This is a genomic window from Brachybacterium sp. NBEC-018 (genome assembly GCF_024860185.1).
Taxonomy (GTDB): Bacteria; Actinomycetota; Actinomycetes; order Actinomycetales; family Dermabacteraceae; genus Brachybacterium; species Brachybacterium rhamnosum.
The window spans coordinates 1,846,218-1,866,538 of record NZ_CP100650.1 but is presented as its reverse complement, the minus strand read 5'-3'; the positions used below and the strand labels follow the sequence as shown (position 1 = coordinate 1,866,538).

The following is a 20,321-nucleotide window of genomic DNA, read 5'->3' as shown; positions in this document are numbered from 1 at the left end:
CGCTCAGGACCGCTCGTGGTGGCGCAGGCACCGCGCCCGGTAGCTCTCCGCGCCGCCCACGGCTCCCGCGCCGATCTCGAGGCCGTCCTCCTCCCCCGTGCGGATCCGCTGGTGGTACGCCGCGTCGCGCCCGCACACGGAGCAGACGGCGGTGAGCTTGCGGACGTCCTCGGCAAGCGCCATGAGCGCGGGCAGCGGCGGGAACGGATCGCCGTCGAAGGTGACGGAGAGCCCGGCGACCACGACGATGCTCCCGGCCCGCGCCGCCTCGAGCACGGGGTCGATGAGGTCGGGGCCGAAGAACTGCGCCTCGTCGATCGCGAGGAGATCCGGGGCGCCCGCCCGGAGCAGGTCCCGCAGCGCGGCGGCGTCGGCCACGGCGCGGGCGGGGATCCGGTCGCCGGTGTGCGCGGTGATGCCCTCCGCGTAGCGGGTGTCGAGGGCGTGGGTGAGGACCTCGACGCGGAGCCCGGCGAGGTGCGCGCGGCGCACACGGCGGATCAGCTCCTCCGACTTCCCGGCGAACATGGGACCGGCGATCACCTCGACCCGTCCCGCGCGTGTGACCGTCGTCACATCGTGGAATGTCGGGGCACCCGGCCCCGACGGGTCGTCCAGCACCCTCCCAGCCTCGACCGAACCGCCGTCGTCACCTGGCGCTCTCTCCATGGCGGACACCGTACGCGCCGCGCCGGCCGACACGCCGGAGGCCCCACCTCCCACCCCTCGCTTGACGTCCTGACCTGCACGTTCGATGTGGAGGCGCAGGGATCGGCAGTGCGTCGTGACCTTCCTGTGACCGAGCAGACGTGCTTGGTCAAGCCTCCTTCAAGCCTCGTTCACGACCCTTGAGGTCCCCCCGGGGGTCGCTCGTAGGTTGGGCCCTGCGTCCGCCGCGGACGCACCCGCAGCGCTCCTGCTGACCGGTCCTGTGCGTCGCGGCCCCCACGTCGAGCATCCTGAGGAGCACCCCATGACCACCAGCACCACCGAGCGCAAGTCCCTCCTGGGCCGCACCGCGCTGACCCTCGCCGGGGGCGCCGTCGTCGCCGCCGGCGCCTTCGCCGCCGCTCCCGCCCAGCAGGCCGACGCGGCCGGCGGCTGGGATCAGGTCGCGCAGTGCGAGTCCAGCGGCAACTGGTCCATCAACACCGGCAACGGCTTCTACGGCGGCCTCCAGTTCACGAAGTCGACCTGGCAGGCCTACGGCGGCGGCCAGTACGCCTCCACCGCCGACAAGGCCACCAAGAGCCAGCAGATCGCCGTCGCGGAGAAGGTCCTCGCGGGCCAGGGCGCCGGCGCGTGGCCCAACTGCGGCAAGTACATCACCGGCGGCGCGGACACCTCCTCCTCCCCGTCCTCGGACTCCAGCTCCTCGGACTCCGATTCCTCGAAGTCCTCCGACTCGAGCTCCTCGAGCTCGAGCGAGTCCCGCTCCTCGGAGAAGAAGTCGGACCGCTCCACCGAGCGCGAGTCCACCTCGAGCTCCTCCGAGAAGAAGTCCACCGAGAAGCAGGGCGACTGGTCCTGCGACGGTGACGGCATCGCGAACAACTGCACGGACAACGGCTTCACCAAGAAGACCGAGAAGAAGTCCACCTCCTCGGAGAAGTCCACCTCCTCCGAGAAGAAGTCCTCCGAGTCCACCTCCTCGAAGAAGTCCTCCTCCGAGTCGACCTCCTCGAAGAAGTCCACCAGCTCCTCCAAGAGCGCCGTGGGCAACCCCGACCTGCAGGTCGCGGGCACCCTCGAGGTCGACGGCAAGATGGGCCCCAAGACCATCACCGCGCTGCAGGACTGGCTGGGCGTCGAGCAGACCGGCGAGCTCGACGAGACCACCACGAAGGCGCTCCAGGCCTGGGTCAAGACCGACCAGGACGGCGTCATCGGCAAGGACACCGTCAAGGGTCTCGAGCACGAGGTCGGCGCGAACCACACCGGTTCCGACGAGGTCGACGGCTCCACCGTCAAGGTCCTCCAGGCCTTCCTCAACCTGTACTGAGCACTCCTGCACCCAGGATCCTGAGCAGCAGCGGCGGGCATGCCCCGCCGGCTCCGGCGCTACGAGGCCGGGTCGTCCTTCGGGACGGCCCGGCCTCGTGCATGTCACAGGGGGCGCTTGAGCCCCACGTGGCTCGCCTCGTAGCCGAGCCGCGCGTAGAACTGCTGCGCCGCGGTGCGCGTGCCGTCGGTGGTGAGCTGCGAGAGCGCGGCCCCGCGGGAGCGGCCGTGGTCGTGCGCCCAGGTGAGCATCGCCGTGCCGAGCCCGTGCGAGCGCTCGGACCCGGCGACGCGCACCCCCTCGATCTGCAGGCGAGTGGTGCCGCCGCGGGAGAGGCCGGGGATGATCGTCAGCTGCATGGTGCCCACGATCCGCTCCTCGGCGTCGCGCACGACCGCGAGGTAGTGGGCGCCGTCGCGGGAGAGCACCTCGTGCGCCGCCTCGTACCGCTCGAGGTCGGCGCCCTCCCGGGTGCGTCCCAGCTCGTCGTCCGTGAGCAGGGCGACGATCGCGGGGACGTCGGCCCGCCGGGCACGGGAGACGCGGTACTCGCGGCCGCCCGCGAGCAGACGCGTGCCGGCGGAGGCGCGCGCCGTCGAGCGCAGCAGCGCGACGAGCGCGTCGAGCCAGGAGCCCACGCTCTCCCGGGCCTGCGCGGTGTCCGGGTAGCGGCAGCGCAGGTGCACGCCGGCGTCGTCGAGGATGAACCAGAGCATGACGCCGGAGGTGCGGATCCCGGAGCTCACGTACTGCGCCTCGAGCCCGATGTCGTCGATCCGCACGGGGAGGCGCCGCAGGTCCAGCCACGACAGCGCGAACATGCCGGGCGCCTCGGGCATGCCGCCCCAGGGGGCGAGCACCTCGCGCAGCGGCCAGGAGCCGAGCGCGATGGCCTCCTTGACCGCGGCGGCGGCCGCCTGCGGGGACACGTCGGCGCTCTCGAGCACGGAGTTCGTGATGAACCAGCCCACGGAGTCGTGCCAGGTCTTGTCGTAGCGGCTGTGCACGGGGAACACGGCGCGCAGCGGGGCGCCGGCGAGGTCGCGCGTCACCTGCGTCATGAGGGATGTGGTGAGGGCGAGGGTGGAGACGCCGTCGGCCCGCGCCTGCGCGCTGAGGGCGGCGGTGTCGTCCACGTCGAGCACGTCGCGCACCTCGACCCGCTCGGGCTGCGGGGCCGGGTCGCCGAGCGGCAGCGGGAAGCGCGGCATGACCTCGTCCCCCGCGGCGAGGATCTCCGCCCAGCGGCGGTGCACCTCCTCGGGCACCTCGGTGCGCCGCTCGAGCACGGCGGTGTGCTCGGCGAACTCGGGGACCCACCCGTCGGCGGGCTCCCGGCCGGCGCGGACGTCCGCGAGGGCGGCGAGCAGGTCGCGGGCGAGGACGAGCATCGACCACATGTCCACGTGGGCGTGGTCGGAGGCGATGACAAGGGTGGGGCCGACGGCGGTGTCGATCGTGCAGAGCCGGTGCGAGGGAGCGGAGAGCGGGCGGCAGCTCGCGTCGAGGACCTCCTGCAGCGCGGCGTTCATCGACCGGCCGGGGACGATCTCGTGGTCCTCCCAGCGGCCCGGGCCGATCCGCAGCCGGCGCAGGTGCACGCCGCCGTCCTCGTCCTGCACGAAGCCGGTGCGCAGCGTGCCGTGGCGGGCGATGACGGCGAGCCAGGCGGCGGCGAGGTCCTCCGGGTCGACGGGCTCGCGCAGGCGGATCGACACGGCCATCCAGGAGCCGGGGCGGTCCCCGGCGCCCACATGGCGCGCCTGGTCGAAGGAGACGGGCAGCTCGGCGGCGGCCGAGCCCGCGGGCTCCGGGGTCGCCGTGACCTGGTAGCTGCGCAGGGCACCGAAGGGGAGCCGGAGCTGATCGACGTGGGTGAGCCGCATGGCGGTACGGTAAGCGCCACCTGTTCCCCCTCGCCATCGGAGGCCGCGTTGTCATCGTTCCGTGTCCCGGGAGCGGAGCTCGCCACCTCCTTCAGCGACGAGCACGGCCATCCCGTGGTCCAGCTGCACGGGCTCACCTCGTCCCGGGAGCGGGACCGCATGATCGACCTGGACCTGGGGCGCGGGCTCTCCGGCACGCGGCTGCTGCGCTACGACGCGCGCGGCCACGGGGACTCAACGGGGAGGACCGTCCCGGAGGACTACACCTGGCCGCGGCTCGCGGAGGACCTGCTCGCCCTGCTCGAGGACCGCTTCCCCGGGGAGGCGGTGCACGGGGCGGGGCCGTCGATGGGGTGCGCGACGCTGCTGCACGCCGCTGTGCAGGACCCGGGCCGCTTCAGCTCGCTCACGCTGCTGATCCCCTCCACCGCCTGGGGGACCCGGGTCGCGCAGGCGGAGAACTACGAGCGTCTCGCGGACTTCGTCGAGCAGCACGGGATGGAGCGCTTCCTCGCGGCGAGCCGCGACGTGCACCGGCCGCCCGCCCAGCTCGGCACGCCGGAGACCCTGCCGCAGGTGCGGGAGGAGCTGCTGCCCTCGGTGTACCGCGGGGCGGCGCTGAGCGATCTCCCCTCCCCCGAGGCGATCGCCCGGATCGACGTGCCGGTGACGATCCTCGCCTGGACCGACGATCCGGGGCACCCGGTCTCGACGGCGGAGCGTCTGCACGAGCTCCTGCCGGGATCGGCCCTGCAGGTCGCCTCGACCCGCGAGGAGGTCGCCGGCTGGCCGGCGGTGCTCGCGGCCGACGTCGTCCGCGCCGCGCGCTGAGGTCCTCCCGCTCTGAGCTCAGCCGCGCAGCTCGGCGGCGACGCGGCGCAGGGACTCCGCGGACTCGTGGAGCCGCTCGAGCTCCTCGGGGGCGAAGGGCGTGCCCGGCAGCGGGCGGGCACCCGCGGCGTCGACCACGCAGGGCACGGAGAGCGCCACGCCGTCCAGGCCGTGCACCCCGTGCAGGACGGGGGCGACGGGGAGCACCGCATGCTCGTCGCGGAGGATCGCCTCGACGATCCTCGCGCTGGACAGGCCGATCGCGTAGTTCGTGGCGCCCTTCCCGCGGATGACGGTGTAGGCGGCGTCGCGCACGTCGGCCGCGATGCCGTCGAGGTCCTCGCGGGTGAACAGGGGCGCGCCGTCCTGCGTCCAGTCGAGGATCGGGACCGTGCCGATCGTCGCGCTCGACCACAGGGCGAGCTCCGTGTCGCCGTGCTCGCCGACGATCTGCGCGTGGACGCTCGAGGTCGCGACCCCCGCACGGCGCGCGATCTCCCAGCGCAGCCGCGAGGAGTCCAGGGTGGTGCCGGAGGCGAAGATCCGCTCCGGCGGCAGCCCGCTCGACTCCGCGGCGAGCATGGTCAGCACGTCGCAGGGGTTCGTGACGACGACGTAGACGGCGTCCGGTGCGACCTCGAGCAGCTGCGGCATGAGCGCGTCCATGATCCGCGCGTTCGTCGCGGCGAGCTCGATGCGGGTCTGCCCGGGCTTCTGCTTCGCCCCGGCGGTGATGACGACGACGTCGGAGCCCGCGGCGACGGACACGTCGCTGCCGCCGGTGATCTCCCCGCTCCCGGCGAAGAAGGAGCCGTGGGCGAGGTCGAGGACCTCCGCCACGGTCTTCTCCGGGGCGATGTCGTAGAGGGCGATGTGCCGAGCGCTGCCTCGGATCATCGCGGCATAGGCGACGCTCGATCCGACGGCGCCGGCTCCGACCACGGTCAGCTTGGAGGTTCCGCTCATGGCACCGAATCTAGTCCCGGGGCCGCGGCCCGGCACGGGACCTTCGTCGCGTCCTGCCGGCCATCTCCCGAGACCCGACCCGGGGCCTGCGCTCGGGCAGCACGGAGCCGACGGTGGCAGGATCGGATGCGCACCCGAGACCCCAGAAGGAAGGACCCCCGATGATCCTCATCAACGTCAAGTTCCCCGTGAAGGCCGAGTTCGCCGATCGCTGGCCGGAGATCTCCCGCCCGTTCACCGAGGCCACCCGCGCCGAGGAGGGCAACAAGTGGTTCGAGTGGTCCCGCTCCGTGGAGGACCCGAGCACCTATGTGCTCATCGAGGCGTTCACCGACGAGGGCGCCGCCCCGCACGTGGAGTCCGCGCACTTCAAGGCCATGCAGGAGGAGTTCCCGCAGTACCTCTCCGCGACCCCGCAGATCGTCTCGGAGCAGGTCCAGGCGGAGGGCTGGGGCCCCATGGGCGAGATCCAGGTCGACTGAGCCGCACCGCACAGCGCTCGGGCCCGTCGTCGGCTGCACCGATGGCGGGCCCGAGCTCCGCTCGATGGGAGCCGGTCACGATCCGATCGCACCGGCCGGCGGAGTGGGGTCCGCCCCGACGGGACGGTTACGGTCGGCCCATGAGCACTGATGTGATGGTCCGCGCGGCGGATCTCGAGGCCCCTGACCTGGTCGCCTTCCTGGCGGCGCATCTCGCGGAGCTGGAGCCGACAGCCCCGCCGGAGTCCCGCCATGCACTGGACCTCGAGGGGCTCCGCTCCCCCGCGGTGCGGATGTGGGAGGCGCGGGTGGCGGGGGAGGTCGCCGGGACGATCGCGCTCGCGGACCTCGCTCCGGGGCATGCGGAGCTGAAGTCGCTGCGCACCTCCCCCGCGCTGCGAGGCCGCGGGATCGGCGCGCTCCTGCTCGAGGTGGCGCTCGACGACGCCCGGTCGCGCCAGCTGGGCCGGGTGTCGCTCGAGACCGGCAGCGCGCCGCTGTTCGATCCGGCACGACGGCTCTATGCGCGGCGGGGCTTCACGGTCTGCGGACCGTTCGGCAGCTACGTCGAGGACCCGCACAGCGTGTTCATGACCCTCGAGCTGCCCGTCGCGGAGCCCGTGGCCGGCTGACCACGTCGCGGCACGGATTCACCACGGCGCGGTTCAGAACGACCGGGATCTGCACGACGGGTCTCAGAACGGCGGGGGCTCGTCCTCGGGCAGGGGCGGCGGTGGCGGCGGGTCCGTCCCGGGCGGCCCCTCCCAGTGCGTGTAGTGGGCGACGAGATGGTCGCCCCACCGCTGCCGCCGGCGCTCCGCGGCATGATCCGCGAGGGTCACGGGGATGATCCCCTCTCGGCGCATCTGGGCGAAGACCTCGGCCTCGTGGAGCCGCTCCTGGAACAGCCTCCATGCTCGCGCGAGGTCCCGGGCGAGGGTCTGGGTGACGAGGTCCCGGTTGCGCGCGACGTCCATCCAGTGGGGCCCGTGCACGCTCCAGCGGGTGGAGCGACCGTCCGGCCTGCGCTCCGGGTCGAGGTCGCCGCGGGTCTTCGCGCGGTGGTGCTCGCGGCACAGTCCGTGCAGGTTGGCGGGGGACGTCGGCCCGCCGGCTCGGGGGTGGAGGTGGTCGAACTCCTCGATGTGGTCGACCTCGCCGACGTCGGTGAGGCGCCGGGTGCAGCCCGGGAGGGCGCAGGTCGGGTCGATGAGCCTCACGTGCTCGATCATCGCGGCCGTCGGCCGGTACTGCTGCGCCGCCACGGGGAGGAACTCCCCGGTGACGGGGTCGGTGAGCACACGGTGCCAGACGGCCGCGTCGCCGCACATCTCCCTCGCCATCGCGATCGGTACGGGGTGGACGCCCTCGAGGGTGGCAGGGGCGTCGGAGAGGCCCAGCAGGGAGAGGACGGGCACCACGAGGTTCATGCGCAGCGGCATCCTGGGCACGGGGACGCCGTCGGTCCCGATCTCCGAACGGGTCATGAGCACGTAGCGGATCGCGCCGAGGCTCATCGGCCGGCCCGTCGCCGCGGCCTCGCCGTGGAGGTCCCAGGGGATGTGCTGGTCCTGGCCGCCCTCGGCGATCCGCGCGAGAGCCTGCCGCTGGGCGTCCTGCACCGTGTGCGCGGCCCGGTCCAGGCGCTTGGTGAGATCGAGGATCTCGGGGATCGGGCCGGTGACGGTCATGCAGGCGGTGCCGTCCGCCGAGGCGGTGAGATCCGTGCTGACGTGGCGCGACGCAGCGGAGGTCGCGGCTGCGGCCTCGGGCCCGCACCACAGGACCAGGTGCCGCAGCAGCGTGCGGAAGCGCTCCGGCGGCAGGGCCTCCAGCTGCCAGGCGGAGACCTTCTCGTCCACCTGGTGCCGCTGCTCGGGGAGGAGGTCGCGGACGGAGCGCACGAGCTGGTCGAACCACTCCGACGGCAGGTCACCGGTCTCGACCCGGCCGAGGCAGAGGGGGAGGTCGCGGATCGCGACGCCGGCATCGCGGAGGCGCAGGCCGGCGCGGCCGAGCCTCGTGCGCAGGACCATCCCCGCGGCGATCGCGTTCGTCTCGCGCGAGGGTCCCGGATCCGGGTCGTCCATCGATTCCGGGTCCGCGAGCGCCGCGAGATCACGGAGCTCGGCGACGTACAGCGCGGCGTGCGCGGTGCGGCGACGCTCGAGGATCCGTCGCAGCACGAGGGCGTCGGAGGAGTCCTCGGCGACGAGGGCCCGCCGGGCGATGTTCTCGGTGGTGACCTCGCTGCGACCCCGCACCGGCCGGCGCAGCTCGCGCGGCAGCGCCGCGGCAGGACGGCGGGCCGGGACGGACGCAGAGCCATCCGGCCGCGGGCAGGCATCCGCCGTGCCTCGCAGCGGGGCACGACCGAGCTCCGTCGCCGTCATCGGCCCCACCTCCTCCCGCTCACGCTCCGGTATTCGCGCCACCATCCCCGGGAGACGCACGAGAAAGGTTCTGCGACGACACACTTGGATGCCATCGAAGAATCATTTCTCTTATGCCGCGATCCTATGCCTTCACCCCGCTCGACGCCAGGGTCGCGGGCAGATCGGTGGAAATTGTGGATAACCATGGAGTGGGGAGGAACGACCGTCGACGACCGGCGACCGGCGACCGGACGGACGGCATCGAACAGCGACCGGCAACGAGCCGCCAGCAACCAGCAACCAGCAACCAGCAACCAGCAACCAGCAACGATTCCCCACCAGCCACACTCCCACTGCCCGACAGCCCGGCGACCAGCACCGTGACCGCTCCCCGAGGGCCGAGCAGTCCAACGACACCGACACCGACACCGACACCGAGGAGACCACCGGCGATCACCTCCGAGTCACCCCTGGCCAACCCCATCGGCCCTTCCCGATCAGAGCGACCGAAGCTGCCCGATCGACCGATCCAGCATGCCCGATCCGCACGTCCGGAGACGAATGCGGGACAGGCCCGGAGTCGTTCGAGGAAAACACGCCATCATGCCCCATGACTGCACATCGGAATATCCGTCCGGCGCACCCGATGCTTTTCTCCTGGCGCGCCCGCCGATATCGGATCGTCGTGAGCGGATCGGCGTGCCCGCGGGGCGACCGCAACGGTCCCTGCACCCCGGGAGCACTCGACGGGGGCACCTCTCCGCGCCCGCCCGTGGGCCGGCGACGACGCCCCGCACCGCCGGGACCGGCGGCGACACGCCGACTGCAAACTCCGGCAACAAGCCCCGCCGTCCGCGCCGGACGGGAAGGATCGACCCATCAGCACCGACCCCTCAGCAGCGAGCGCACGTGCCGGAACGAGCCGGCACCGCGCACCCTCCCGGACCGCACCGGCGCGGCCGCCGGCCGGCCGCCCCGCGCCCGACCGCCCGGCGCCCGGACGGCGAGCAGCTCCGGTCCCGGCGGGACCACCGACCCCTGGGCCACCAGCGCCCATCGACGATGAAGCACGAGAAGGAGACACCATGACGGAGACCCAGGACAGGACGGTCCGGCTCGGCATCATCGGGCTCGGCGCGCAGGGCGGCATGTACGCCGGCCTCCTCCAGGAGGGCAAGGTGGCGGGCATGAGCCTCGGCGCGATCACCGACACCGATCCCGCCAAGCGCGAGCTCGCCGCCGAGAAGCACCCGGGCGTGCCGGTGTACGAGGACTACCAGGCAATGCTCGACTCCGGGGACGTCGACGCGATCGTCACCACGGTGCCGCACTTCCTCCATGCGGAGATCACGATCGCCGCGATCGGCAAGGGCATCCACGCCCTTACCGAGAAGCCGGCGGGCGTGTACACGAAGCAGGTCGAGGAGATGAACGCCTTCGCGGCGGCGCATCCGGAGACCACCTTCGCGATCATGTTCAACCAGCGCACGAACCCCGTGTACACGGATCTGAAGAAGCTCATCGACTCGGGCGAGCTCGGGAAGCTGCGCCACACCTCGTGGATCATCACGACCTGGTGGCGCCCCCAGGCGTACTACGACCAGTCGGCGTGGCGCGCGACCTGGGGCGGCGAGGGCGGCGGTGTGCTCGTCAACCAGGCGCCCCACCAGCTGGACCTGTGGCAGTGGCTCGCGGGCACCCCGAAGAAGGTCTTCGCGAAGCTCGCCTTCGGCTTCCAGCGCGACATCGCCACCGAGGACGAGGTCAACGCGGTCGTCGACTTCGGCGACGGCGCGACCGGCCACTTCATGACCTCGACGAACGACATCATCGGCACGGACCGCCTCGAGATGCTGTTCGACGCCGGCAAGATCGTCGTGGAGGGCTCGAAGAAGGTCACCATCACGCGGCTCACGAAGGACGAGCGCTCGCTCTCCGACGGCATGTCCGCGGAGGACGTGGGCCGCCTGTTCCGGGGCATGATCGACACCTCCGAGCTGTTCACCACCGAGGAGAAGGACTACGAGTCGCAGTGGGGGCACCAGCACGTCGCCGTGCTCGAGAACTTCGCCGCGCACGTGCTCGACGGGACGCCGCTCATCGCGGACGGCGCCGAGGGGATCAACGGCGTTCGGCTCGCCTCCGGCATGCAGCTGAGCGCGTGGACCGGCCGCGAGATCGACCTCGTGGACTACCCGGCGGAGGAGTACCTCGCCGAGCTCAACGCCCGCATCGAGGCCGAGGGCCAGTTCCCCACGCGGTCCTGACCACCGCCCCGCCATCGCTCCCCCACACCGCTCGAAGGAGAGAACCATGCCTGTGCTCGGACTGCAGCTGATGATGCTCAAGGACCGGATCAACGAGAAGGGGATGTTCGAGGTGCTGCGCCAGGTGCGTGACCTCGACATCACGGCCGTCGAGGTCTCGCAGGTCGCGATGACCGAGGAGCTCATCGCCGACCTCGTGCGCGGCAAGGAGGAGCTCGGCGTCGAGACCGCCGCCATGAGCGCCTCGATCGCGCCCGGCGGCAACGGCTTCGCGCTCGAGACCGAGTTCGACCGCGCCGTCGACGCCTGCCGCCGGACGGGATCGCGCTACCTGCGGATCGGCATGATGCCGTTCTCCGCGATGGTCTCGAAGGAGGCCTGCGAGGCGTGGGCCGCGGAGGTCGAGCCGTACGCGGCCCGGCTCGCGGAGCAGGGCGTGACGCTCTGCTACCACAACCACCACGTGGACCTCATCCAGTTCGACGGCGAGCGGATCTTCGACATCGTGCGCCGCGTCGCGCCGTCGCTGCTGTTCGAGGTGGACCTCCACTGGGTGCAGCGCGGCGGCATGGCACCGCTGGACATGCTCAAGGCCTACACCGGCGCCTGCAAGCTCATCCACGTCAAGGACTTCCGGATCGCCCCGCTGCCCGCGGAGACCTACGCGAAGTTCGAGGCGAAGGAGCTCGAGGGCAAGGACTTCTACGACGTCTTCCTCGGCCTCGCCCAGTTCGCGGAGGTGGGCCAGGGCAACATGAACTGGCCCGAGCTGCTGCCCGCCGCGGAGGCCGCCGGCGCGGAGTACTTCCTCATCGAGCAGGATGACACCTACGGCCGCGACCCGATCGACTGCATCCGCGAGTCCCGCGAGTACCTGCGCTCGATCGGCTACTGAGCCCGCGCGATCCCCGGGACCGCACCTCCTCGAGGCCCGTCGACCCCGCCCATGGCGGGGCCGACGGGCCTCGTCCGCGTCCTGCATGAGGCCGGTCACGTCGCGGTCCCGACCGGATCGCTCCCCACATCGCCGCCATGACCTGCGGCGATGCTGACGGAATGTCGTCGTCAGGCCACCGACCAGCCGGTTGACAGGCCGACGGAGCACCCGCCTATGGTCGAAGCGCCGCGACGCCGCGCCCTCGCGATCCGCTGGAGGGCGGACCGCCGTCGGCCCCGTCCCCGCGTGCGGACCCGGGAGGTCCTGCCTCCCGAGCCGCCGCGCGCCCGCCGACCGAGAGGACCCCATGGCCGACGCCGTCGAGGCAGCCGCCGCAGTCGAGGAGGGCGGGAGCGCCCCGCCCGCGTCGACACGAGCATCCGGCGGCGGAGGCGCCGAGCCCACCGCCACCCGCTCCCCCGTCAACTGGCCCGTGTTCCTCGGGACCTCGGTCATCATCGTCGCGTTCGTCGCCTGGGCGGCGCTGCAGCCCGACGCCGCGGCGACCGCCATCTTCGGGGCGATGGGCTGGATCGCGACGCACTTCGGCTGGTACTACGTGCTCACCGCCGCGGTGGTCGTCGTGTTCGTGCTCGTCGTCGCGTTCTCGAGGGTCGGCGAGACCCGCATGGGCCCCGACCACTCGCGCCCGCGGTTCAACATGTTCACCTGGGCGGCGATGCTCTTCGCCGCCGGCATCGGCGTGGACCTCATGTTCTTCGGGATCTCCGGCCCGGCCACGAACGTGCTCACCCCGCCGGAGGCCCCCGTCGGCTCCGACGAGGCCGCGCGGATGGCGCCGATCTGGACGATCTTCCACTACGGCATCCCCGGGTGGGCGATGTACGCGCTCATGGGCATGGCCTTCGGCCTCTTCGCCTACCGCTACCACCTGCCGCTCAGCATCCGCTCGGCGCTCGCGCCGATCTTCGGCCGCCGCATCCACGGCGCCGTCGGCCACACCGCGGAGATCGGCGCGACGATCGGCACGATCTTCGGCATCTCCGTCTCGCTCGGCATCGGCGTCGTCTTCCTCAACTCCGGCCTCACCGCGCTGTTCGGGATCCCCAGCTCGCTCGCCGTGCAGATCGCGCTCATGGCGCTCGCCGTGTTCATCACGATCGCCTCGACCGTGACCGGCGTGGACAAGGGCATCCGGCGGCTCTCCGAGCTCAACGTGCTGCTCGCGATCGTGCTCATGCTGTGGGTGCTGATCTCCGGGAACACGCACCGCCTGCTCGACGCGCTCGTGCAGAACATCGGCGACTTCTTCTCCCGCTTCCCCGGCATGCTCATGAACACGATGGCGTACACGGACGGTGCCGCCGCCGAGGGCTATCCCGCGGACCAGTGGATGGCGGACTGGACCCTGTTCTTCTGGGCCTGGTGGATCGCCTGGGCGCCCTTCGTGAGCCTGTTCCTCGCGCGCATCTCCCGCGGCCGCACCCTGCGCCAGTTCGTGGTCGGGGTCCTGCTGATCCCGTTCTCGTTCATCCTCATGTGGGTCTCGATCTTCGGGAACGCGGCGATGAGCTTCTTCGACGACCCGACGTTCCTGGACACCGCGGCGAACCAGCCGGAGGCCGGGTTCTTCCTGCTGCTCGAGCAGTACCCGGGGGCGATCTTCACGATGTCCCTCGCACTGCTCACCGGCCTGTTCTTCTACGTCACCTCCGCGGACTCCGGCTCGCTCGTGATGGCGAACATGACCTCGAAGGCGTCGGTCACCGACGCCGACGGCCCGCCGTGGCTGCGGGTCGTCTGGGCGGTCATCACGGGCGCGCTCACGGTCGTGATGCTGTTCATCAACGGCGTCTACACGCTGCAGGCGGCGACGGTCGTCGTGGGGCTGCCGCTCTCCGTGCTGATCTACCTCGTCATGTTCAGCCTCTGGAAGGTGCTGCGCACCGAGCGGGCGAACCTCGACTCGCGCCGCGCGGCGCTGCCCTCGCTGCTCACCAGCCGGGTCCGCGAGGGCGGGGAGAAGGTCTCCTGGCGCCAGCGCCTGCGCCACCGCATGAGCTATGCGGACGCCGCCCAGGCGACCACCTTCGTCGACGAGGTCGCCGCTCCCGCCGTGGAGGAGGTCGCCTCCGAGCTGCGGGACCTGGGCGCGGAGGTCGCCTGCCACCGCGGGGTCCACCCCGACAGCGGCATCCCGTACGTGGACCTCGTGGTCTCCTTCCCGGAGGGCGAGGACTTCAAGTACCAGGCCTACCCCGTCGCCTACGCGGTCCCGAGCTTCGCGGCGAACATCTCCGCGGTGCGGGACACCTTCTACCGGATCGAGATCTTCTCGATCCTCGGCTCCCGCGGCCGCGACATCATGGGCACCACGAAGGATCAGGTCATCGCCGACGTCCTCGACTCCTACGACGCCCACCTCACCTATCTGACGATGAGCGGGGACCTCGGCACCGCGACCGGCGCGGTCGCCGCCGTCGTCCCCGAGGAATGGGACGACGCCGGCGTCCCGCTCCCCGCAGAGACCACCCCGACCCGAGGAGAGTCATGAGCACCGACATCACCACCCTGTACATCGACGGCGCCTGGACCGCCGCCGCGGCGGGCGGCACCCGCACCATCACCTGCCCGGCCGACGGCGCCGAGGTGGGCGTGGTCTCCGAGGCGACCGCCGCGGACACCGAGCGGGCGATCGCCGCCGCCAAGCGCTCCTTCGAGTCCCGGGTCTGGGCCGACGTCCCCGCCGCCGAGCGCGGCGACCTCCTGCTCGCCGTCGCGGCCGCGCTCGTGGAGCGCAAGGAGGAGTTCGCCCGCGCGGAGGCCCTGGACACGGGCAAGCGCCTGGTCGAGGCCCGCATCGACATGGACGACATCGCCGCGTGCTTCCGCTACTTCGGGAAGAACGCGGACCAGCACCCGGGCCGGCTCGTCGACGCGGGCGACCCGACGGTGCTCTCCCGCGTGGTGCGCGAGCCCGTGGGCGTGTGCGGGATGATCACGCCCTGGAACTTCCCGCTGCTGCAGGCCGCGTGGAAGGTCGCGCCGGCCCTCGCGACCGGCAACTCCTTCGTCCTCAAGCCCGCGGAGCTGACCCCGCACACCTCGATCCTGCTCCTGGACGTGCTCGACGGCCTCGGCCTCCCCGCCGGCGTCGGCAACCTCGTCCTCGGCGACGGGGCCGAGGTGGGTGCGCCGCTCTCCTCCCACCCCGACGTCGACCTCGTCTCCTTCACCGGCGGTCTCGTCACGGGACGTCGGATCGCGGAGACCGCGGCGACCGGCATCAAGAAGGTGGCCCTCGAGCTGGGCGGCAAGAACCCCAACGTCATCTTCGCCGACGCCGACTACGAGGCCGCCCTGGACAACGCCCTGAACGCGGGCTTCCTCGACTCGGGGCTCGTGTGCTCCGCGGGGGCCCGCCTGATCGTGCAGGACTCGATCGCGGAGCGCTTCGTCGACGACCTCGTGGCCCGCGCCGAGGGGATCGTCATGGGCGGCCCCTTCGACGAGGCCGCGCAGACCGGTCCGCTGATCTCCGCCGCGCACCTCGAGAAGGTCACCGAGCACGTGCGCCGCGGCGTCGAGGCCGGTGCCCGGCTGCGCACGGGCGGTCATCGCGGCGGCCCCGAGCACGAGGCGGGCTTCTTCTTCGCCCCGACCGTGCTGGATCGCTGCACCGCCGAGAACCCGGCCGTGATCGAGGAGGGCTTCGGCCCCGTCATCACGGTCGAGACCTTCTCCACCGAGGAGGAGGCGATCGCGATCGCGAACCACACCGAGTACGGGCTCGCCGGCGCCGTGTGGACCTCCGACCGCGGCACCGCGCACCGCGTCTCCCGGCGCCTGCGCCACGGCACCGTCTGGATCAACGACTACCACCCCTACCTCCCGCAGGCGGAATGGGGCGGCTTCAAGATGTCCGGCGTGGGGCGCGAGCTCGGCGCGAGCGGCCTCGAGGAGTACACCGAGGCCAAGCACATCTACGAGAACACGGAGCCCGCCGTCTCCGGCTGGTTCCCCCGCACGCACTGACCCGACCCTCCCGACAGGAAGCAGGACACATGACCGATCAGCACCTGACGTCCGAGAACCCGATCGCCGAGTACGACTACATCATCGTGGGCGGCGGCTCCGCCGGCGCCGTCGTCGCCTCCCGCCTGAGCGAGGACCCGCAGCTCCAGGTGGCGCTGCTCGAGGCCGGCCCCGACGACCGTGAGCACGACGAGGTCCTCCAGCTCAAGCGCTGGCCGGAGCTGCTCGAGTCCGGCCTCGACTGGGACTACCCGATCGAGGAGCAGGAGAACGGCAACTCCTTCATGCGCCATGCGCGCGCGAAGGTCCTCGGCGGCTGCTCCTCCCACAACTCGTGCATCGCCTTCCATCCGCCGGCGGAGGACATGGACCTCTGGGAGAGCCTCGGCGCCGAGGGCTGGAGCGCCGCGACGATCCATCCCCTCATCGAGCGGCTCGAGACGAACAAGGACCGCACCGGCCCCGGCCACGGCACCGACGGCCCCGTGCACCTCATGGACGCCCCGGCGGAGGACCCGGTCGGGATCGCCCTGCTCGAGGCGTGCGAGCAGGCGGGCATCCCCCGGGCCCGCTTCAACGACTTCGAGACGGTCGTCGACGGGGCCGGCTGGTTCCAGGTGAATCGTCGCGAGGACGGCACCCGCTCCTCCTCCTCGGTCTCCTACCTGCACCCCGTGCTCGAGCGCGAGAACCTCCACGTGCTCACCGGCCACCAGGTGATGCGGGTGCTCTTCGACGAGTCCCAGCGGGCGACCGGCGTGGAGTACATCGACAACGCCTTCGACCGCTCCTCGGTGCTGCGGGCCCGCCGCGAGGTGATCCTCTCCGCCGGGGCGATCGACTCGCCGAAGCTGCTCATGCTCTCCGGCATCGGCCCCGCCGACCACCTGCGCGAGGTGGGGATCGACGTGCGCGTCGACTCCCCCGGCGTCGGCTCCCACCTCCAGGACCACCCCGAGGCCGTCATCTCGTGGGAGTCCACGCAGCCCATGACCCGCGAGTCCACGCAGTGGTGGGAGATCGGCATCTTCGCCGCCACCGAGGAGGGCCTGGACCTGCCGGACCTGATGATGCACTACGGCTCGGTGCCCTTCGACATGCACACCCGCCGTCAGGGCTACCCCACCTCGCCGGAGTCCTTCGCGCTCACCCCGAACATCACCCACGCCCGCTCGCGGGGCACGGTGCGGCTGCGCACGATCGACTACCGCGACAAGCCGAAGGTGGATCCGCGCTACTTCACCGACGAGGACGGCCACGACATGCGGGTCGCCGTCGCCGGGATCCGCCGGGCCAGGGAGATCGTCGCCCAGGGCGCGATGGACGCCTTCCGCGGCCGGGAGCTGTTCCCCGGGGAGGACGTGCAGACGGACGAGGAGATCGCCGACTACGTCTCCCGGACCCACAACACCGTCTACCACCCCGCGGGCACCGTGCGGATGGGCGCGGTCGACGACCCGGACTCGCCGCTGGACCCGCAGCTGCGCGTCAAGGGCGTGCAGGGCCTGCGCGTGGTCGACGGCTCGGTCATGCCGCAGCTGGTCGCCGTGAACCCCAACATCACCACGATGCTCATCGGCGAGCGCGCGGCGGACCTGCTGCGCGCCGACCTCGACGCCTGAGCCGACCGACGAGGACGCCCGGCACCCCCGCGAGGGGTGCCGGGCGTCTCGCGTCCGTGCGGGGAGACGTGATTCACTCCGGCCGGCATCCACCCGCTCGGCACTCCCCTGCCCAGCACCGCAGCGGCCCCCGGGGCATCCGGACAGGTGTCCGTCATCGGCCGTCGCACACCGGAATGCCCGGCCTGACCGGAGCCTGGACGCTTCCTCACCACCGTGGTGAGACCCCTGCGGTAGCGTCGCCCGCCGCATCCCCGCCGACTCCCCTCCCAGGAGGCCAGCACCATGAAGACCCGCACCACCCCGAAGCTCCCCCGCACCGTCGCCCTGCGACGGACCCTCGCCGCCGTCTCCCTCGCCGCCGCGGTGGCGATCACCGGCTGCACCCAGCAGTCCGACTCCTCCGGCGCCTCCGACGCCGGGGGCGCGAGCGACGCCGGCGGCCAGCAGCAGAGCCAGCAGCAGGCGTCCGACGGCGGCGGCGCCCAGGCCGCCGCGCCGGACCTCTCCGACGTCCCCGACCCGGTCGCCGAGGTCAACGGCGAGAAGATCTCCAAGGAGGACTTCTCCACCTCCTACGAGCAGCAGTACCAGCAGGCCGCGATGCAGCAGCAGAGCACGGGCCAGGCCGTGGACGAGGACCAGCTGAAGCAGCAGGTCGCCCAGCAGCTCGTGGACAACCTCCTGCTGCAGCAGGGGGCGAAGGACGCCGGCATCGAGGCGAGCGACGAGGACATCGACGCGACGCTGAAGCAGATCGGCGCGCAGAACGGCATGACCTCCGCCGACGAGGTCGTGAAGGCGCTCGAGCAGCAGGGCATGGACGAGGAGCAGATCCGCAGCGAGGCCGCGAAGCAGTTCACGATCACGACCTTCATCGACAAGAAGGCCGGGATCGGTGATCCGACGGACGAGGAGCTGAAGACCGCCTACGACCAGATGGTGCAGCAGCAGGAGCAGGCCGCGGGCCAGACGGGCCAGACGGGCGGCGAGCAGGCGCAGACCCCGGCCTTCGAGGACGTCGAGGACCAGCTCGCGCAGCAGGTGAAGGCCCAGAAGGAGGGCGAGGCCGCGCAGAGCATCGCGGACGAGCTCGAGAAGAGCGGGGACGTGACGATCAACCTCTGACGGGGCCTCCCGCCGGAGGCAGGGGCAGGCGCAGGAGGGAGCGCGCGGCTCAGCGCTCGGTGACCCGCCCGCCCTCGACCTGCCAGCGGCGGTCGATCCGGACCGCCTCGATCATCCGGCGGTCATGGGTGACGAGCACGAGTGTGCCGTCGTAGGCGGCGATCGCCTGCTCGAGCTGCTCGATGGCCGGGAGGTCCAGGTGGTTCGTCGGCTCGTCGAGCACGAGCAGGTTCACGCCGCGCGCCTGCAGCAGGGCGAGGCCCGCGCGGGTGCGCTCCCCCGGGGAGAGCTCGTCCATGCCGCGGCCCACGTGGTCCGCGCGCAGGCCGAACTTCGCGAGCAGGGTGCGCACCTCCGCCGGGGTCATCTCGGGGACCTGCGCGCCGAAGGCCTCCGCGAGCGGCACCGCGCCCGCGAGCAGCGATCGGGCCTGGTCGATCTCGCCGATCTGCACGCTCGAGCCGAGGCTCGCGCTGCCCTCGTCGGGGGTGCGGCGGCCCAGCAGCAGGCGCAGCAGGGTCGACTTCCCGGCGCCGTTGGGGCCGGTGATCCCGATCCGCTCCCCCGCGTTCACCTGCAGGGAGACAGGCCCCAGGGTGAAGTCGCCCTGGCGCAGGACGGCCCCGGAGAGCGTCGCGACGACGGTGCTCGAGCGGGGCGCGGCGCCGATGCTCATCTCGAGCCGCCATTCCTTGCGCGGCTCCTCGACCTCCTCGAGGCGGCTGATGCGGCTCTCCATCTGGCGCACCTTCTGGGCCTGCTTCTCGCTCGACTCGGACTGCGCGCGGCGGCGGACCTTGTCGTTGTCCGGGGACTTCCGCATCGCGTTGCGCACGCCCTGGCTGGACCATTCGCGCTGGGTGCGGGCACGGGAGACGAGATCGGCCTTGGTCGCGGCGTACTCTTCGTACTTCTCGCGGGCGTGGCGGCGCACGGTCGCCCGCTCCTCGAGGAAGGCGTCGTAGCCGCCGCCGTAGACGCGGTTGCTGTGCTGGGCGAGGTCGAGCTCGAGCACGGTGGTCACGCAGCGGGAGAGGAACTCGCGGTCGTGGCTCACGAGCACGGCGCCGCCGCGCAGGCCCTGGACGAAGCTCTCGAGCCGGGCGAGGCCGTCGAGGTCGAGGTCGTTCGTCGGCTCGTCGAGCAGCACGAGGTCGAAGCGGGAGAGCAGCAGCGCCGCGAGGCCCACGCGGGCGGCCTGCCCGCCGGAGAGGGACGTCATCATCGTCCGCCGGGCGTCCTCAGGGCCGAGCGCGAGGCCGAGCTCCGCGAGCATCGGCGGGATGCGCTCCTCGAGGTCCGCGGCGCCGGTCGCGAGCCAGTGGTCCAGGGCCGCGGCGTACACGTCGGCCGGGTCCGGGCCTCCCCGCGCGGGGGCGGGCTCGGCGAGCGCCGCGGCGGCCGCGTCGTGACGGGCGGTCGCCTCGGCGCAGCCGGTGCGGCGCGCGATGTAGGCGGCGATGCTCTCGCCCTCGACGCGCTCGTGCTCCTGGGGGAGGTGGCCGACGAAGGCGTCGCCGGGGTTGAGGGTCACGCGGCCGGCCATCGGCGCGGTCTCCCCGGCGAGCAGGCGCAGCAGGGTGGACTTGCCGGCCCCGTTCGCGCCGACCACCCCGATCACATCGCCCGGGGCGACGGTGAGGTCGAGGTCCTCGAACAGGACCCGGTGGCCGTGGCCGCCGGAGAGGCCGTGGGCGACGAGGGTGGCGGTCATGGGGAGCATCCTCCCACTGCACGGGCGCCCGCCCGTCCTGCGGCGTCGACTCTTCGCGGACAGATCCTGTCCGCCCGGAGGAGCAGAGTGTGCCTGTGCGGCGATCGGACCCGGC

15 protein-coding genes are annotated in these 20,321 nt (G+C 72.2%); 10 read left to right on the top strand and 5 right to left on the bottom strand.

The window, feature by feature from the left end:
* Window positions 1–3 precede the first annotated feature (3 nt).
* A complete protein-coding gene (locus NLU66_RS08475; RefSeq protein ID WP_259362458.1) occupies window positions 4–576 on the bottom strand; it encodes a thymidine kinase in 573 nt (190 codons plus the stop codon).
* A gap of 397 nt (window positions 577–973) precedes the next feature.
* Here NLU66_RS08475 and NLU66_RS08470 point away from each other — a divergent pair, with 397 nt between their 5' ends.
* Complete coding sequence (locus NLU66_RS08470; RefSeq protein WP_259362457.1) at window positions 974–2,002, top strand: transglycosylase family protein; 1,029 nt, start codon at window positions 974–976, stop codon at window positions 2,000–2,002.
* A 104-nt stretch (window positions 2,003–2,106) separates the two neighbouring features.
* Here the strand turns inward: NLU66_RS08470 and NLU66_RS17710 are convergent, their stop codons facing one another.
* Window positions 2,107–3,888, bottom strand: a complete 1,782-nt coding sequence (locus NLU66_RS17710; protein ID WP_323374650.1) for a GNAT family N-acetyltransferase — start codon at window positions 3,886–3,888, stop codon at window positions 2,107–2,109.
* 48 nt (window positions 3,889–3,936) lie between these two features.
* Here NLU66_RS17710 and NLU66_RS08455 point away from each other — a divergent pair, with 48 nt between their 5' ends.
* The gene (locus tag NLU66_RS08455) at window positions 3,937–4,719 is read left to right on the top strand and encodes an alpha/beta fold hydrolase (protein WP_259362456.1); all 783 of its coding nucleotides are present in this window, start codon (window positions 3,937–3,939) and stop codon (window positions 4,717–4,719) included.
* Between the two features lie 18 nt (window positions 4,720–4,737).
* Here NLU66_RS08455 and NLU66_RS08450 read toward each other — a convergent pair whose 3' ends face one another.
* Window positions 4,738–5,685, bottom strand: coding sequence for an L-lactate dehydrogenase (locus NLU66_RS08450; protein ID WP_259362455.1), 948 nt, complete (start codon window positions 5,683–5,685; stop codon window positions 4,738–4,740).
* A gap of 161 nt (window positions 5,686–5,846) precedes the next feature.
* On the opposite strand from NLU66_RS08450, the gene NLU66_RS08445 reads away from it, so the two are divergent.
* Both NLU66_RS08445 and NLU66_RS08440 read left to right on the top strand, forming a co-directional pair.
* Window positions 5,847–6,167 carry a putative quinol monooxygenase gene (locus tag NLU66_RS08445; RefSeq protein WP_259362454.1) on the top strand — a complete coding sequence of 107 codons (321 nt, stop codon included), beginning with the start codon at window positions 5,847–5,849 and terminating at the stop codon, window positions 6,165–6,167.
* A 140-nt stretch (window positions 6,168–6,307) separates the two neighbouring features.
* On the top strand, window positions 6,308–6,799 hold the full coding sequence (locus NLU66_RS08440) for a GNAT family N-acetyltransferase (protein WP_259362453.1): 492 nt from the start codon (window positions 6,308–6,310) through the stop codon (window positions 6,797–6,799).
* Window positions 6,800–6,862: 63 nt separating this feature from the next.
* On the opposite strand, the gene NLU66_RS08435 is transcribed toward NLU66_RS08440, so the two are convergent.
* A complete protein-coding gene (locus tag NLU66_RS08435) occupies window positions 6,863–8,560 on the bottom strand; it encodes an HNH endonuclease signature motif containing protein (RefSeq protein WP_259362452.1) in 1,698 nt (565 codons plus the stop codon).
* 1,067 nt (window positions 8,561–9,627) lie between these two features.
* On the opposite strand from NLU66_RS08435, the gene NLU66_RS08430 reads away from it, so the two are divergent.
* From NLU66_RS08430 to NLU66_RS08405, 6 genes are all read left to right on the top strand, one after another.
* The gene (locus tag NLU66_RS08430; RefSeq protein WP_259362451.1) at window positions 9,628–10,809 is read left to right on the top strand and encodes a Gfo/Idh/MocA family protein; all 1,182 of its coding nucleotides are present in this window, start codon (window positions 9,628–9,630) and stop codon (window positions 10,807–10,809) included.
* Window positions 10,810–10,855: 46 nt separating this feature from the next.
* Window positions 10,856–11,704: a sugar phosphate isomerase/epimerase family protein gene (locus NLU66_RS08425; RefSeq protein WP_259362450.1), complete on the top strand. Its 849-nt coding sequence runs from the start codon at window positions 10,856–10,858 to the stop codon at window positions 11,702–11,704.
* A gap of 349 nt (window positions 11,705–12,053) precedes the next feature.
* Entirely contained in the window at window positions 12,054–14,261 is a 2,208-nt protein-coding gene (gene betT, locus NLU66_RS08420) for a choline BCCT transporter BetT (protein WP_259362449.1), read from the top strand.
* Window positions 14,258–15,742 (top strand): aldehyde dehydrogenase family protein, encoded by a 1,485-nt coding sequence (locus NLU66_RS08415; protein ID WP_259362448.1) that lies wholly within the window; start codon window positions 14,258–14,260, stop codon window positions 15,740–15,742. Before betT ends, NLU66_RS08415 begins: the two co-directional genes overlap by 4 nt.
* 29 nt (window positions 15,743–15,771) lie before the next feature.
* On the top strand, window positions 15,772–17,364 hold the full coding sequence (locus NLU66_RS08410) for a GMC family oxidoreductase (protein WP_259362447.1): 1,593 nt from the start codon (window positions 15,772–15,774) through the stop codon (window positions 17,362–17,364).
* Between the two features lie 285 nt (window positions 17,365–17,649).
* Complete coding sequence (locus NLU66_RS08405) at window positions 17,650–18,492, top strand: SurA N-terminal domain-containing protein (protein WP_259362446.1); 843 nt, start codon at window positions 17,650–17,652, stop codon at window positions 18,490–18,492.
* Window positions 18,493–18,541: 49 nt separating this feature from the next.
* On the opposite strand, the gene NLU66_RS08400 is transcribed toward NLU66_RS08405, so the two are convergent.
* The gene (locus tag NLU66_RS08400; RefSeq protein WP_259362445.1) at window positions 18,542–20,206 is read right to left on the bottom strand and encodes an ABC-F family ATP-binding cassette domain-containing protein; all 1,665 of its coding nucleotides are present in this window, start codon (window positions 20,204–20,206) and stop codon (window positions 18,542–18,544) included.
* Window positions 20,207–20,321: the final 115 nt, after the last annotated feature.